Source organism: Salinirubellus salinus (assembly GCF_025231485.1).
GTDB classification, from domain to species: Archaea; Halobacteriota; Halobacteria; order Halobacteriales; family Haloarculaceae; genus Salinirubellus; species Salinirubellus salinus.
In genome coordinates this window covers 1,523,333-1,538,005 of the sequence record NZ_CP104003.1, presented here as the reverse complement: position 1 = coordinate 1,538,005, position 14,673 = coordinate 1,523,333, and the positions used below count along the sequence as shown (strand labels likewise).

Genomic DNA, 14,673 nt, shown 5'->3' with positions numbered 1-14,673 from the left:
GCATGGCACAGGACCCGACGGCGGACGTTCGGCCCGACCGGCAGTCGTTCACACTCGACGCCGACAACACGTTCCAATTCCTCCCGGGGCCGATGCTGGGGGTGTCGTGTCCGACGTGCTTCCGCGACCAGTTGTTGCGCGAGATCCTCTCGACTGGGGTCTGCACCCACTGCGGCACGGAGCTCGAGGTGACGCTGACCGCCCGGGTTGACGGCGCAGTTCAAAGCGGGTGACTGATAGGGTTCGACGGCGAAGGCCGTCCAGATGCGAGTCGAGCAGCTGGGGGAGGGCGAGCCGGAGTTGGCCATCGTGGGCGGCATCCACGGCGACGAGCCGTGTGGCCCGCGTGCCATCGAGGCGCTCCTCCGGGAGGAACCACCGGTCGAGCGACCGGTCAAGCTCGTCGTCGCCAACGAGGAGGCACTGTCACGGAACCTCCGGTACGTCGACGAGGACCTGAACCGGGCGTTCCCGGGCGACCCGGACGCGGAGACACACGAGAGACGGCTGGCCCACGACCTCTGGCACGAACTGCGGGGGCTGACGGTGTTCTCGATGCACTCGACGCAGTCGTACGCCCGGCCGTTCGCGCTGTGCAACACGCTGGACGCGCTCGCCAGAGCCGTCGTCCCGTACCTGTCGGTGGACGCCCTCGTGGAGACGGGGAGCTTCAGCGAGGGGCGCCTCATCGAGCAGCCGGACGTCATCGAGGTGGAGTGTGGGATGCAGGGGAGCGACCAGGCGGCCGAGAACGGCTACACGCTCTGCCGGGAGTTCCTCGCCGCGATGGGTGCGCTCCCGGGCGAGCCACACGGGAACGACGAGGTGCCCGTCTTCGAACTCGGCCCTGCCGTCCCGAAGATCGGGGGCGAGCGCTTCGAGGTGTTCGTCGAGAACTTCGAACGGGTGGACGCCGGCCAGCGGTTCGCCGCCGCCGACGGGGAGCCACTGGAGGCCGACGAGCCGTTCTACCCCATCCTGATGAGCGCCTACGGCTACGAGGACGTGTTCGGCTACACCGGTACCCTGTGTGGCCGGCTGGGCGCCGACTCGCAGCACGCCGACGACTGAGTCACGCCCCTCCGGGGGCCGTCCCTCGCCTCAGTACCAGGTCCCCCCACCGTCGACACCCAGTTCCTGCGCGGTGACGTGTCGTGCGTGTGGCCCGGCGAGGTGGGCCACCTGCTCGGCCACCTCCCGCGCCTCGACGACGTAGTTCGGCAGCGCGAAGTCGTTCTCCCCGAACGAGACGGGGTGTGCGTCCTCCACGTCGGCGAGGCGGGCCTGCGCCTCCATCACCTCCTCGATGCGGTCGCCCGCGACCGGCCCGGGGAGGACGGCGTTCACGGTCACGTCGTCGTGCCCGAGTTCGAACGCCAGCGTCCGCGTGAGTCCGACGAGCGCCATCTTCGAGGCGGCGTATGGCGCCCGGTTCGGGTACGGCCGCTTCCCGCCGATGGAGGCGATGTTGACGACGCTCCCGCGGTCGCTCTCGCGGAGGTGCCCGGCGGCGTGTTTCACGCAGGTCATCGCGCCCGTCACGTTCACGGCCTGCGTCTCGGTGAACGCCTCGGGGTCGAGTCGGTGGACCGGCTCCACCTCCCCGGTCGCGCCGGCGTTGTTGACGACACAGTCGAGCCCGCCGAGTTCCTCGACAGTCCGTTCGACGGCGGCCTCGACGGCCGCTTCGTCGGTCACGTCGACGGGGACGGCGATGGCCTCGCCCCCCTCGTCGCGGACCATCTCGGCCGTCTCCTCGATGGCGTCCTCGCTCCGGGCCGTGCAGGCCACGTCGGCGCCCTGTTCGGCGAAGGTGACCGCGATCTCCCGTCCGATGCCCCTGCTCGCGCCGGTGACGAACGCCACGACGCCGTCGAGTGGGTCGACTGGCATACCTCGCGGTGTGCGGGTGAGTGACGTAAGTGTGTGGTCGGGACGGCTCAGTCGTCCGCCGACGTCCCGGTCAGCACTGGGAAGACGAGCCCGGAGACGGGCATCAGCGCACCGGTCGTGGCGATGTACACGCCGACCTCGCCGGGGTCGCCGTAGCCGTAGACCGCCACCTGCAGGTCGCGGAGGCCAGCGAACAGTATCAGGGCGATGCCACAGAGCTGGAATCTGGTCGCAGCGGGGGACACGGTGGGCGGTGTGGGAGCGCCCGGTTCTACCTGTCGGTTCCAGACGTGGCTACTCGTCGTGCGCGGCGAACTCCACGAGCGTCAGGTCACGGCCCAGCATGCAGTAGTCGTGTGGTGGGTCGCCCAGCACCTCGGTTATCTGGTAGGACTCGTCGAACTCGGCGCCTGCGGGCTCGCAGTAGGCGTGGCTCGGGCACTCGGTGTAGGGACACGGCCCCTCGAGCGAGGCTTTCGACCCGGCGTAGGCCCCCTTGCTGGCGACGTTGGCGAGGACTGGCGCCGGCTCGACCTCGACGGCCTGCACGCCCACGTCGTGGACCGCGCAGTCGAGGGTCTGCGTGTTCTCGCGGACGCTCGTCACCCGGTAGCGGTGGCCCGCCGTGAGGTTGAGACACTGGTCCCGGTAGGGACAGCCCTCGCAGGCGCTCGACTCGCCCCCGTACGTGAACTCGACGCCGGGTTCGGCGAGGCGCTTGCCGATGAGCGTGACCTTGGACATACCCGGTGGTTCGCCGGTGACGGTGTTAACACCTGCGTCGCACGCGGGGGTGGCCCGCTCGGGCGGTCCAGCCAGCCGGGCCGTCGTTCAGTCGGCCCGTCCTGTCAACCTGTCCAGTTCGTCGAGGTACGTCTCTCGCGGGAGCTGGTAGAGGTCGCGGTAGTCCAGCTCGCCGGCGGCGAACGACGCCGCCAGCGAGAGCGCCGCTTCGACGGCCGGCTCGCGGCCGTCGTGGAACTCGGGGTCGGTGCTCACGTCCGGTTCGAGGAACAGGGTGACCGTCCACGGCGCGTCGGGCGGCAGGTTGCGGTTGCCCTCGGGCCGCTTCGTCTTCCGGCCACGGGTCAGGTAGACCGTGGGCATACAGGCCGGGTCGAAGCCAGCGCCGTCGAACACGTCGGGTCGGTAGGCGAGTATCAGCCGGGTGTCGTCGGCGTTCCAGACCCGCCAGCCCTCGGGGAGCGACTCGCGTTCCGCGTCGGTGAGCATACACCGGTGTTGGAGGCGGGACGGTTTCAGTCGCGTGGTCGGGCGGTGGTCGGGCGGTGGTCGGGATTCCCGCGTTCGAGAGTGTCTCGAGGACCAAACGGCCCGCCGTCTGCGACTCTCGGCAGGGACTCGGACAAAGGCTTATACGGGTCCATCCCTCACACACAATATAGTATCGGTGGCACGCCCCACCTGTACGACGCCGCCCCTGCCGTCCTCCCGTCGACTTCCCTCGACGGGTCGGGACAGTCTCGAGGGTGGTACGTTCAGACATGGCACACGATGGACTCGTCACGCCGCTCGCCTCACCCGTGAGCGACGGGGCGGGTCCCTCGCCACTGGAACTGCGGCCGCGTGGCCGTCCCCCAGTCCCCGCTTCCCGGGGGCACGTAAAGCATGAGTGACATGGAAACGCTCGAAGAACTGAGCAAGGAGTACCGGAGTTCGATACCGGCGGACCTCCGCGAGACACGGACGTTCGACTGGTACCTCGAGGAACTGTACGAACACCCACGCATCGCCCGCAACGCGCACCAGCGCGTCGCGGACATGTTCGACTTCTACGGCACGGAGTACGACGAAGACGCCGGCGTGGTGGAGTACCTGCTGGCGAGCGAGGATCCGCTGAACGGCGGCGAGAACACGTTCTACGGCCGGTCGATACACGAGAGTATCCACGAGTTCGTCAACAAGGTGAAGTCGGGTGCCCGCGGTCTCGGGCCGGAGAAGCGCATCAAACTGCTCCTCGGCCCGGTCGGCTCCGGGAAGTCCGAGTTCGACCGGCAGGTCCGCACCTACTTCGAGGACTACACGCTCCGGGACGACGGCCGGATGTACACGTTCCGCTGGACGAACCTCTGTGACGTCATCCGCGACCAGGACCCGGCCGACGACGTGGTCCGCTCGCCGATGAACCAGGACCCCCTCGTCCTGGTCCCGCAGGAACAGCGTGACCGCGTCCTCGAAGGGATGAACGAGCGCCACGACGCGCCCTACACCATCCGGAACGAGCAGTCGCTCGACCCGGCCAGCGAGTTCTACATGGACCGCCTGCTCGAACACTACGACGACGACCTGCAGCAGGTGCTGGAGAACCACGTCGAGGTCATCCGGCTGGTCGCCGACGAGAACAAGCGCCAGTGTGTCGAGACGTTCGAGCCGAAGGACAAGAAGAACCAGGACGAGACCGAACTGACCGGCGACGTCAACTACTCGAAGATCGCCGTCTACGGCGAGTCCGACCCCCGTGCGTTCGACTACAGCGGGGCGTTCTGCAACGCGAACCGCGGTATCTTCTCGGGCGAGGAGCTGCTGAAGCTCCAGCGCGAGTTCCTCTACGACTTCCTGCACGCCACGCAGGAACAGACCATCAAGCCGAAGAACAACCCCCGTATCGACATCGACCAGGTCATCGTCGGCCGGACGAACATGCCCGAGTACCGGGACAAGAAGGGCGACGAGAAGATGGAGGCGTTCAACGACCGCACGAAGCGCATCGACTTCCCGTACGTCCTCCAGTACGAGGAGGAGGCGCGCATCTACGAGAAGATGCTCCGGAACGCCGACGTCCCGGACATCCACGTCGAACCCCACACCCTGGAGATGGCGGGGCTGTTCGGCGTCCTGACCCGTATCGAGGAACCGGACGGCGGGCAGGTCAGCGTCGTCCAGAAGGCCAAGGCGTACAACGGCGAGGTCGACGAGGCCGACGACGTGGACGTGAAGAAACTCCGCGAGGAGGCCGCCGAGACCACCGACCTCGGCGAGGGGATGGACGGCGTCTCGCCCCGCTTCATCGGCGACGAGATCGCCGAGGCCATCATGGACTCGATGCACCGCGGCCGGCGGTTCCTCTCGCCGCTGACGACGTTCAACCACCTGGAGGAGAACCTCGAGAACCACGGCTCCATCCCGGAGGAGAACTTCGAGACGTACTACCGCTACCTCGAACTCGTCCGTGAGGAGTACAAGGAGCGGGCCATCGAGGACGTGCGCCACGCGCTGGCCTACGACGTCGACGAGATCCAGCGGCAGGGCGAGAAGTACATGGACCACGTGATGGCCTACATCGACGACGACACCGTCGAGGACGACATCACGGGCCGCGAGCAGGACCCGGACGAGAAGTTCCTGCGCGACGTCGAGGAGAAGCTCAACATCCCCGAGGACCGCAAGGACGACTTCCGACAGGAGGTGTCGAACTGGGTCTCGCGGCGTGCCCGCGAGGGGACCTCGTTCAACCCGCAGGACAACGACCGGCTGCGCCGGGCGCTGGAGCGCAAGCTCTGGGAGGACAAGAAGCACAACATCAACTTCTCCGCCCTGGTGTCGAGCGGGGAGATGGACGACGACCAGCGCTCCTCGTGGATCCAGGCGCTGACCGACCAGCACTACTCCGAGGACGGTGCGAAGGAGGTCCTCGAGTTCGCCGGCGCCGAGGTCGCCAAGACGGAGATGGAAGGCGACGACTGAGATGACCGGTGAGGACTACCTGAAGCGGGCGGACGACTCGCTGCAGGACACCTACGAGCCGCCGATGAGCCTCTCGGAGTACGTGGACCTCGTGCTGGAGCGGCCGGCACTCGCCAGCCACGCCTCGAAGTACCTGCTCGAAGCCATCGAGGCCGCCGGCACCCGTACCGTCGTCGAGGAGGGCGAGGAGAAGGAGCGCTACCGCTTCTTCGACGACCCGCACAACGACGGCGAGCACGCCATCCTCGGCAACACGGAGGTGCTCAACTCCTTCGTCGACGACCTGCGCTCCATCGCGGCCCGGCGCGGGAAGGACGAGAAGATCATCTGGCTCGACGGGCCGACCGCCACGGGGAAGTCCGAACTGAAGCGGTGTCTCATCAACGGGCTGCGGGAGTACTCGAAGACCGAGGCGGGCCGGCGCTACACCGTGGAGTGGAACATCGCCGGCGCGTCTGACACCGGCGCCGGGATGACCTACGGCGACGTGCCCGTCGAGGACGAGGACGACTGGTACGGCTCGCCCGTGCAGGTCCACCCGCTGACGGTGTTCCCCGAGGAGGTCCGTCGGGACCTGCTCGCGGAGCTGAACGAGCGGCTCGACGACCACATCCCGGTCCACGTCGAGGGGCGCCTCGACCCCTTCTCGCGGGAGGCCTACGACTACCTCGAGGAGCAGTACCGCCGGCGCAACGCCGGCGACCTGTTCTCGAAGGTGACGGACCCGCAGCACCTCCGCGTGAAGAACTACGTCGCGGATCTCGGACAGGGCATCGGCGTGCTCCACTCCGAGGACGACGGCTCCCCGAAGGAGCGACTCGTCGGGTCGTGGATGCACGGGATGCTCCAGCAACTGAACAGCCGGGGTCGGAAGAACCCGCAGGCGTTCAGTTACGACGGCGTGCTCTCGCAGGGCAACGGCCTGCTGACCATCGTCGAGGACGCCGCCCAGCACGCCGACCTGCTCCAGAAACTGCTGAACGTCCCCGACGAGGGGAGCGTGAAACTGGACAAGGGTATCGGGATGGACATCGACACCCAGATGATCATCATCTCGAACCCGGACCTCGAGGCACGGCTGAACCAGCACGCCGAGCGGGCGGGTTCGGACCCGCTGAAGGCCCTCAAACGGCGGCTCGACAAACACGAGTTCACGTACCTGACGAACCTCTCGCTGGAGACGGAACTCGTCCGCCGGGAACTCACGAACGACACGCCGGTGTGGGAGGCCGGCGGCTACGACGAGGTGTCGGCGAAGATTCGCGAGCCGGTGACCATCGCGGTCCGTGACGCCCACCGGAACGTCCGCGAGCGGGAGCTCGCCCCCCACGCCATCGAGGCGGCCGCGCTCTACGCCGTCGTCTCGCGACTCGACGGCGAGGACCTGCCACCGGGGCTGGACCTCGTCGACAAGGCCGTCATCTTCGACCGGGGCTACCTGCAGGACGGCGACGAGCGCCGCGAGAAAGACGAGTTCGACTTCGACGACGACGCGGCCGACGGGGAGGCCGGCATCCCCGTCACCTACACGCGCGACATCGTCGCCGACCTGCTGAACGAGACGCAGGACCGCCACCACCCCGACCTCGACGTGGAGAACGTCATCATGCCCCGCGACGTGCTGAACGCGATGGCCGAGCGTCTCGGCGACGCGCCGGTGTTCTCGCCGTCCGAGCGGACGGAGTTCGAGAACCGCCTCGTGCCGGTGAAGAACTACGTGTTCGGCCGACAGGAACAGGACGTCCTCGAGGCAATCATGCGCGACAAGCGGGTCGACGAGGCCACCGTCGAGGAGTACATCGAGCACGTCTACGCGTGGGTCGAAGGCGAGACCATCGAGAACGACCGCGGTGAGTCCGAACAGCCCGACCCGCTGAAGATGAAGGTGTTCGAGGTGGAGCACCTCGGCCGGTTCGACGAGGACGACTACGACGGCTCCGTGCCCGACGAGGGCGTGGAGGAGTTCCGCCGCGAGAAGGTCGTCACCGCTCTCAACCGCCACGCGTGGCGGAACCGCGACGAGGAGTTCCGGGTCAGCGACGTGAACGTCAAGGAGATCCCCGTCATCGAGACGGTGCTCGGGAGCCACGACTGGGACGACGTCCGGCGGGCGTTCGAGGACTTCGAGCCGAGCCAGTGGGACGACCCGCCCAGCGGCACGGAGACGGAGACCGTGAAGGAGTTCACGCTCCGGAACATGCAGGAGCTGTTCGACTACAGTCCGGCCTCGGCCGAACTGACCAGCCGACACGTCATGAGCCAGGTGAGTTACAGATGGGACTGAGAGAGGACCTCGAGCGGTACCGCATCGTCGGCGAGGAGCGGCGGCAGGACCTCGCCGAGTTCATCCAGTACGGCGACCTCGGCCAGTCGCTGCCCGACGAGGTGCGCATCCCGATCAAGATCGTCGACCTGCCCTCGTTCGAGTACGACCAGCGCGACATGGGCGGGGTCGGACAGGGGCAGGGCGGCACGCCCGACGTGGGCCAGCCGGTCGGCCAGCCACAGCCGCAACCGGGTGACGGCGACGAGGAGGGCCAGCCGGGCGAGGAGGGTGGCGAGCACGAGTACTACGAGATGGACCCCGAGGAGTTCGCCCAGGAACTGGACGAGGAACTCGGGCTCGACCTCGAACCGAAGGGCAAGAAGGTCGTCGAGGAGAAGGAGGGCGACTACACCGACCTGACCCGGACTGGGCCGGCCTCGACGCTCGACTTCGAGCGCCTGTTCAAGGAGGGGCTGAAGCGCAAGCTCGCGATGGACTTCGACGAGGAGTACGTCCGCGAGGCGCTGAAGATCGACGGCTGGGGGCCACAGAAGGTGTACGAGTGGGCCCGCGAGAACCACATCCCAGTCTCGCGCCCGTGGATCGAGGACGCGTACGACGACGTCCCGAGCGACGAACTCGGCACGTGGGAGTCCATCGAACAGATGGAGGCGAACGTCGAACAGGAGTCGACCGCGGCACGCATCCGACGGGAGGGCATCAAGGAGGTGCCGTTCAGGCGGGAGGACGAGCGCTACCGCTACCCCGAGATCATCGAGGAGCGCGAGAAGAACGTCGTCGTCGTGAACATCCGCGACGTCTCGGGGAGCATGCGCGAGAAGAAGCGCGAGCTCGTCGAGCGCACCTTCACGCCGCTGGACTGGTACCTGACGGGCAAGTACGACAACGCGGAGTTCGTCTACATCGCCCACGACGCGGAGGCGTGGGAGGTCGAACGCGAGGAGTTCTTCGGCATCCGCTCCGGCGGAGGGACCCGCATCAGTAGCGCGTACGACCTCGCCGCGGCCATCCTCGAGGAGCGCTACCCGTGGAGCGAGTGGAACCGCTACGTGTTCGCGGCTGGCGACTCCGAGAACTCCTCGAACGACACCGAGGAGCGGGTCATCCCGAAGATGGAGGAGATACCCGCGAACCTCCACGCCTACGTGGAGACCCAGCCCTCGGGCAACGCCATCAACGCGACCCACGCCGAGGAGGTGGAGAGCCACTTCGGGCGTGAGTCGAACGTGGCGGTCGCCTACGTCTCCTCGCCGGAGGACGTGGTCGACGCCATCTACACCATCCTCTCGCGCGAGCAGGAGGCGATAGAAGCATGAGCAGCAAGTCAGACGCCGAACGAGCACGGAGACAGCGCATCGCCGCGGGACTGGAGGAACCGGTCCGCGAGGCGAACGCCCTCGCCCGGAAGCTCGGGCTCGACCCGTTCCCGGTGAACTACTGGATCGTCGACTTCGACGAGATGAACGAACTCATCGCCTACGGCGGGTTCCAGCACCGGTACCCCCACTGGCGGTGGGGGATGCAGTACGACCGCCAGCAGAAACAGGGCCAGTTCCTCGGGGGCAAGGCGTTCGAGATCGTCAACAACGACAACCCCAGCCACGCGTTCCTGCAGGAGTCCAACGAGATGGCCGACCAGAAGGCCGTCATCACCCACGTCGAGGCCCACGCTGACTTCTTCAAGAACAACGAGTGGTTCAACCTCTTCAGCGAGAACCCGGACGCCGCCGCGATGCTGGAGCGCCACGCCGAGACCATCCGGGAGTACATGAACGACCCGGACATCGACCGCGAGGACGTGGAGGCGTGGATCGACCACGTGCTCTGCCTCGAGGACAACATCGACCAGCACCAGCCGTTCACGACCGCCGAGGAGTGGACCGCCGACCCACCGGACCGGGCCGACGTGGAGGAGCGCCTCGGGAAACTGAAGCTCTCCGAGGAGGTCCGCCGCGAGGTGTTCGACGACGAGTGGTTCGAGGCCCAGACGGCCGAGGACGGGACCATCACCTTCCCGGCCGACCCCGAGAAGGACGTGCTGGCGTTCCTGCGGGCCCACGGGATGCAGTACGACGAGGAGGCGGAGAAGGCCGTCGAGTTCGAGGAGTGGCAGCGCGACGTCCTCGAGATACTCCGCAAGGAGGCGTACTACTTCGCTCCCCAGAAGATGACGAAGGTGATGAACGAGGGGTGGGCGGCCTACTGGGAGTCGTTGATGATGACCGACGAGCGGTTCGCCGGTGACGACGAGTTCCTCTCGTACGCCGACCACATGGCTCGCGTGCTCGGGTCGCCCGGGCTGAACCCCTACAAACTGGGGATGGAGCTGTGGGAGTACATCGAGAACTACACGAACCGCCGCGAGGTGATCGAGCGACTGCTCCGCGTCGACGGCGTGACGTGGCGGAACTTCCACGAGACGGTCGACCTCGACGAGGTCCTCGACGGGCTGGAGCCGGACCCGGCCATCGCCGGGGTCACGCCGGAGACGCTGGACCGGCTCGACCCGGCGGACCCGCGGGTGGACGCGGAGGCGCTCGCTGCGGCGAAGGCGGGCGAGATAGACGTCGCGGCGTACCCGTGGAAGGTCCTGACCTACGAGGGGCTGTGTGAACGACACTACTCGCTCGTGCGACGCCAGCACCGCGGGTTCCTGAAACGGGTCTCGAAGAACGAGCTCGAGCGGACCGCCCGCTATCTGTTCGAGGTGGATCGGTACGAGACCGTGGCCGAGGCCGTCGCGGACGTCGACCGCTCGCGTGGCTGGGACCGGATGCGTGAGATCCGCGAGAGCCACAACGACATCACGTTCCTCGACGAGTTCCTCACGCAGGAGTTCGTCGACGAGAACGACTACTTCACCTACGAGTACACCCACACGACGCGTGACTACCGGGTCACGTCGGTGGACTACGAGGACGTGAAGAAGAAACTGATGCTGCGGTTCACCAACTTCGGGAAGCCCACCGTCACGGTGTTGGACGCGAACTACGAGAACCGCAACGAGCTGCTGTTGGCGCACCACTACAACGGGGTGATGCTGGACATCCGGCAGGCCCAGCAGACGCTCGAGCGGGTGTTCGAACTCTGGGGGCGCCCGGTCAACCTCAAGACCATCGTTAAGGAGGTCGACGACCACGACATCGAGGTGGCGCGCCGACGCGACCGCGAACCCACGCCGGAGGAGCGGGGGAAGCTCGTCCGGTTCGACGGGGAGCGCTTCGAGGTGGAGGACCTCCCGTGGGAGGAGGTCGAGGACATCGCCGCAACCGACGTGGACTACGACACGAAGCCCGAGGAGTGGCTCGCCTGAAACCGCCGTCTGACGGCCTCTCTGGCGTTCGTATCGTGGTTCGACGCTCTTGGTTTTCGGAACGATAGGTAGTTTATTGGTCGTCGCTCCGCTAGGTCTCGACGTGTCCAACCGCATGGATCCGCCGCGGCGGAGGGAGACCGAACTCGACGCCGCCGAGATCCACGACGTCCTCCGGAACGACCGGCGACGCCTGAGTCTCGACTGTCTCCGCGAGGCGGAGGGCGGGGTCATGTCGGTCCGTGATCTCTCCGAGGCGGTGGCGACGCTGGAGACGGACGAGGACCCACCGCCGCGCAACAAGCGCCAGTCGGTGTACGTCTCGCTCCACCAGACGCACCTCCCGAAACTCGACGACCTCGGCATCGTCGTCTACGACTCCGACGCCAAGGAGGTGCGCCTCCAGAACAAGATGCGCGAGGTGGAGGTGTACATGGACGTGGTGCCGAAGTACGGGCTCTCGTGGGGGGAGTACTACTTCGCGCTCGGTCTCCTCGGGATGCTGACGACGCTCGCGGTGTTGCTGGGGGTGCCCGGCGTGGCCGCCCTCGGCATCACCGTCCTCGCCAGCGGCTTCTTCGTCGTGATGATGCTCTCTGCAACCTATCAGGTGTACGACCAGCAGGACCGGCTCATCTTCTCGCGCATCCAGGGCCTCGCGTCCAGCGGGGAGCGTCGTGACGCCGAGACCGACGGGGGGCGAGACGACGATGACGACTGACGGGACCACGTTCTCGGTCGAGACGGAGCGTCGACTCCAGCTCCTCGACGTGACCGACCGGGTCGAAGCGGCGCTCCCCGCGGACGCGACGGGCACCTGCACGGTGTTCGTCCGCCACACCACGTGCGGTGTCGTCGTCAACGAGGCCGAATCGCGACTCCTCGGCGACGTGGAGACGTTCCTCCGTGAGACGGTGGCCGACGAGGGATGGGCCCACGACGAACTCGACGGGAACGCCGACTCGCACCTCCGAGCACTCCTGCTCGGTCCGAGCGAGACGCTCCCGGTGACCGACGGGTCGCTCGACCTCGGCACCTGGCAGTCGGTGTTGCTGGTGGAGTGTGACGGCCCGCGGACCCGGACGGCCGAGGTCCGATACTGACCCTCCGCTCCGCCGCCCGTCCGCGTTTCCGCTTCCTCACCCGCTAAAGGCGCCGCCGCCGTAGTTGGATGCATGTCGAGAGCCGTCGTCTGGTTCCGCGACGACCTGCGGGTCCACGACAACGAACCCCTCGCGCTGGCCGCGCACCACCACGACGAGGTGGTGCCGCTCTACACCTTCGACCCCCGGCAGTACGCCGAGGGGATGTTCGGACTCCGCAAGAAGGGGCCACACTGGGCGCGGTTCCGCCGGGAGTCCGTGCTGGACCTCCGCGAGTCGCTGCGCGAGCTGGGCGGTGACCTCCTCGTGCGCCACGGCGAACCGGAGGCGGTAGTCCCCGACGTCGCGGCGACGTTCGACGCGGACGCCGTCCACTGCCAGACGAAGGCGGGGACGGAGGAGCTCACGACCGAGAACACGGTCCGTGCCCAGCTCGCCGAGGCCGAGATCCCGCTCGAACGGTCGTGGACCCACACGCTGTATCACCTGCACGACCTGCCGGACCCGGTCGACGAGATGCAGGATACGTACACGCCGTGGCGCAAGTCCGTCGAGCGGGGTGCCTCGGTCAGGGAGACGCTGGCGACGCCCTCGTCAGTGCCGACGCCCGAACTCGACGCGGACGGGACGGCCGTGCCGACGCTCGAAGAGCTGGGGGTCGAGGCCCACGAGGTGGACGACCGGGCGGTCCTCCCGTTCGAGGGCGGCGAGTCGGCTGGGAAGGCCCGCGTCGAGGCGTACTTCTGGGAGGGCGACCACCTGCGCGAGTACAAGCAGACGCGTAACGGCCTGCTCGGCCCGGACTTCTCCTCGAAGCTCTCGGCGTGGCTGGCCCACGGGTGTCTCTCGCCGCGGTACGTCTACGAGGAGGTGAAGCGCTACGAGGACGAACGGGTCTCGAACGAGGACACCTACTGGCTCGTGTTCGAACTGCTCTGGCGGGACTTCTTCCAGTTCCAGTTCCTCGAACACGGTGCCGAGTTCTTCCACCGCGACGGCATCCGCGGGGTGGAGAAGGACTGGCGGACCGGGCCGGACGCCCGCGAGGCGTTCGAGACGTGGGCGGCGGGCGAGACGGGGCTCCCGTTCGTCGACGCGAACATGCGCGAGCTGAACGAGACGGGCTACATGTCCAACCGGGGGCGGCAGAACGTCGCGTCGTTCCTCGCCGACCTCCTGCAGGTCGACTGGCGCATGGGGGCGGCGTACTTCGAGTCGCGGCTGGTGGACTACGACGTGGCCTCGAACTGGGGGAACTGGGCGTACCAGGCGGGCGTCGGCAACGACTCGCGTGACAACTACTTCTACGTCCCTGGGCAGGCCGAGCGGTACGACGGCGAGGCCGCGTACGTGAAGCACTGGCTGCCGGAGCTGGAGCCGCTGCCGCCCGCGTACGCACACCACCCGTGGCGGATGAGCGAGGACGAACAGGCGGGGTACGGCGTCCAGCTCGGACTGGACTACCCGTCCCCGATGCTGGACATCGACGCGCGGTACGACGAGATGCGCTGAGGGCGATTCCGGCGTTTAACCGTTGTGCTCGGCCGGACTGCTGACACAGTCGAAACACATATTCGTTCATGCAAGTATGACTGTCCTGAGGAACCCCCTCGAGCCGATGAGGTACTTCGATTTCACCCTGACACCGGAGGACGGCGCCATCCATCCGGCGGACCGTATCGTCGCCGAGCATCCGGCACTGACACGGGAGGCGCTGATGCACGTCGACGCGCTGGCCGACGGCACCGGGGTGATGCTCTATCGTATCCTGGGTGACCCGGAGGGGCTGCCCGAGGAACTCGAGGCGAGCGAGTACGTGGTCGACTGGGACATGCTCGACGTCAGGGACGAGCGGTTCCACCTCTACCTCCACGTCCTCCCGGGGGACCCCGCGGGGACGCTGATGGCGCTCACCCAGCGGTTCGCGCTGATGGTCGACACGCCCATCGAGTTCACCGGTCGCGGGGGCATCCAGACGACCGTCGTCGGCACCCACGAGATGCTCCAGCAGGCCGTCGAACAGTTGCCCGACAGCGTCCAGATCGACGTCGAACAGGTGGGCCAGTACCAGCCCAACCGGACCGACATGCTCTCGACGCTGACCGACCGGCAACTGGAGGTGTTCCGCACGGCGGTGGACCTCGGGTACTACGAGATCCCGCGTCAGACGACCCACGAGGACATCGCCGACCGGCTGGAGTGTGCGCCCTCGACGGTCGACGAACACCTGCGCAAGGCGGAATCGCGGGTGCTCTCGTCGCTGGTGCGGGGCTAGCTCCGCCGGCGCGGTTGCTCCCCTGTCGAAATTCGATTAGCTACACGCCACAGAGCACGCGGTCGCGGTGCTGTCGCTGTGCGGTCGCGGTCGAGCG

The 14,673-nt window shown here is 67.4% G+C and carries 14 protein-coding genes; 10 read left to right on the top strand and 4 right to left on the bottom strand.

Annotated features, from left to right (window positions below; translation table 11 throughout):
• Positions 1–2 precede the first annotated feature (2 nt).
• Positions 3–233, top strand: a complete 231-nt coding sequence (locus N0B31_RS08530; RefSeq protein WP_260643443.1) for a hypothetical protein — start codon at positions 3–5, stop codon at positions 231–233.
• A gap of 31 nt (positions 234–264) precedes the next feature.
• Positions 265–1,071, top strand: coding sequence for a M14 family metallopeptidase (locus N0B31_RS08525; protein ID WP_260643442.1), 807 nt, complete (start codon positions 265–267; stop codon positions 1,069–1,071).
• Between the two features lie 30 nt (positions 1,072–1,101).
• Here the strand turns inward: N0B31_RS08525 and N0B31_RS08520 are convergent, their stop codons facing one another.
• The 4 genes from N0B31_RS08520 to N0B31_RS08505 form a co-directional block, all read right to left on the bottom strand.
• A complete protein-coding gene (locus N0B31_RS08520; RefSeq protein WP_260643441.1) occupies positions 1,102–1,893 on the bottom strand; it encodes an SDR family NAD(P)-dependent oxidoreductase in 792 nt (263 codons plus the stop codon).
• 47 nt (positions 1,894–1,940) lie between these two features.
• Positions 1,941–2,138 carry a hypothetical protein gene (locus tag N0B31_RS08515; protein ID WP_260643440.1) on the bottom strand — a complete coding sequence of 66 codons (198 nt, stop codon included), beginning with the start codon at positions 2,136–2,138 and terminating at the stop codon, positions 1,941–1,943.
• Positions 2,139–2,187: 49 nt separating this feature from the next.
• Complete coding sequence (locus tag N0B31_RS08510) at positions 2,188–2,637, bottom strand: UPF0179 family protein (RefSeq protein WP_260643439.1); 450 nt, start codon at positions 2,635–2,637, stop codon at positions 2,188–2,190.
• A gap of 87 nt (positions 2,638–2,724) precedes the next feature.
• Complete coding sequence (locus N0B31_RS08505; RefSeq protein ID WP_260643438.1) at positions 2,725–3,126, bottom strand: DUF5820 family protein; 402 nt, start codon at positions 3,124–3,126, stop codon at positions 2,725–2,727.
• Between the two features lie 396 nt (positions 3,127–3,522).
• Between N0B31_RS08505 and N0B31_RS08500 the strand changes: the two genes are divergently transcribed.
• The 8 genes from N0B31_RS08500 to N0B31_RS08465 all read left to right on the top strand — a co-directional run bounded on the left by N0B31_RS08500 (position 3,523) and on the right by N0B31_RS08465 (position 14,576).
• Positions 3,523–5,598, top strand: coding sequence for a PrkA family serine protein kinase (locus N0B31_RS08500; protein WP_260643437.1), 2,076 nt, complete (start codon positions 3,523–3,525; stop codon positions 5,596–5,598).
• Between the two features lies 1 nt (position 5,599).
• On the top strand, positions 5,600–7,882 hold the full coding sequence (locus N0B31_RS08495; RefSeq protein WP_260643436.1) for a PrkA family serine protein kinase: 2,283 nt from the start codon (positions 5,600–5,602) through the stop codon (positions 7,880–7,882).
• On the top strand, positions 7,873–9,201 hold the full coding sequence (locus N0B31_RS08490) for a YeaH/YhbH family protein (protein WP_260643435.1): 1,329 nt from the start codon (positions 7,873–7,875) through the stop codon (positions 9,199–9,201). The genes N0B31_RS08495 and N0B31_RS08490 overlap by 10 nt, the downstream gene beginning before the upstream one ends.
• Entirely contained in the window at positions 9,198–11,198 is a 2,001-nt protein-coding gene (locus N0B31_RS08485) for a SpoVR family protein (protein WP_260643434.1), read from the top strand. Before N0B31_RS08490 ends, N0B31_RS08485 begins: the two co-directional genes overlap by 4 nt.
• A 115-nt stretch (positions 11,199–11,313) precedes the next feature.
• Positions 11,314–11,919 (top strand): DUF7344 domain-containing protein, encoded by a 606-nt coding sequence (locus tag N0B31_RS08480; protein WP_260643433.1) that lies wholly within the window; start codon positions 11,314–11,316, stop codon positions 11,917–11,919.
• Positions 11,909–12,301, top strand: a complete 393-nt coding sequence (locus tag N0B31_RS08475; protein WP_260643432.1) for a secondary thiamine-phosphate synthase enzyme YjbQ — start codon at positions 11,909–11,911, stop codon at positions 12,299–12,301. The genes N0B31_RS08480 and N0B31_RS08475 overlap by 11 nt, the downstream gene beginning before the upstream one ends.
• A 72-nt stretch (positions 12,302–12,373) precedes the next feature.
• Complete coding sequence (locus N0B31_RS08470; RefSeq protein WP_260643431.1) at positions 12,374–13,813, top strand: DASH family cryptochrome; 1,440 nt, start codon at positions 12,374–12,376, stop codon at positions 13,811–13,813.
• Between the two features lie 106 nt (positions 13,814–13,919).
• Positions 13,920–14,576: a helix-turn-helix domain-containing protein gene (locus N0B31_RS08465; RefSeq protein WP_260643430.1), complete on the top strand. Its 657-nt coding sequence runs from the start codon at positions 13,920–13,922 to the stop codon at positions 14,574–14,576.
• Positions 14,577–14,673 lie beyond the last annotated feature (97 nt).

Coding starts and splice junctions, on each gene's coding strand:
- N0B31_RS08530 (WP_260643443.1), top strand. CDS start 3: ATGGCACAGGACCCGACGGCGGACGTTCGGCCCGACCGGCAGTCGTTC.
- N0B31_RS08525 (WP_260643442.1), top strand. CDS start 265: ATGCGAGTCGAGCAGCTGGGGGAGGGCGAGCCGGAGTTGGCCATCGTG.
- N0B31_RS08520 (WP_260643441.1), bottom strand. CDS start 1,893: ATGCCAGTCGACCCACTCGACGGCGTCGTGGCGTTCGTCACCGGCGCG.
- N0B31_RS08510 (WP_260643439.1), bottom strand. CDS start 2,637: ATGTCCAAGGTCACGCTCATCGGCAAGCGCCTCGCCGAACCCGGCGTC.
- N0B31_RS08505 (WP_260643438.1), bottom strand. CDS start 3,126: ATGCTCACCGACGCGGAACGCGAGTCGCTCCCCGAGGGCTGGCGGGTC.
- N0B31_RS08500 (WP_260643437.1), top strand. CDS start 3,523: ATGAGTGACATGGAAACGCTCGAAGAACTGAGCAAGGAGTACCGGAGT.
- N0B31_RS08495 (WP_260643436.1), top strand. CDS start 5,600: ATGACCGGTGAGGACTACCTGAAGCGGGCGGACGACTCGCTGCAGGAC.
- N0B31_RS08490 (WP_260643435.1), top strand. CDS start 7,873: ATGGGACTGAGAGAGGACCTCGAGCGGTACCGCATCGTCGGCGAGGAG.
- N0B31_RS08485 (WP_260643434.1), top strand. CDS start 9,198: ATGAGCAGCAAGTCAGACGCCGAACGAGCACGGAGACAGCGCATCGCC.
- N0B31_RS08480 (WP_260643433.1), top strand. CDS start 11,314: ATGGATCCGCCGCGGCGGAGGGAGACCGAACTCGACGCCGCCGAGATC.
- N0B31_RS08475 (WP_260643432.1), top strand. CDS start 11,909: ATGACGACTGACGGGACCACGTTCTCGGTCGAGACGGAGCGTCGACTC.
- N0B31_RS08470 (WP_260643431.1), top strand. CDS start 12,374: ATGTCGAGAGCCGTCGTCTGGTTCCGCGACGACCTGCGGGTCCACGAC.
- N0B31_RS08465 (WP_260643430.1), top strand. CDS start 13,920: ATGAGGTACTTCGATTTCACCCTGACACCGGAGGACGGCGCCATCCAT.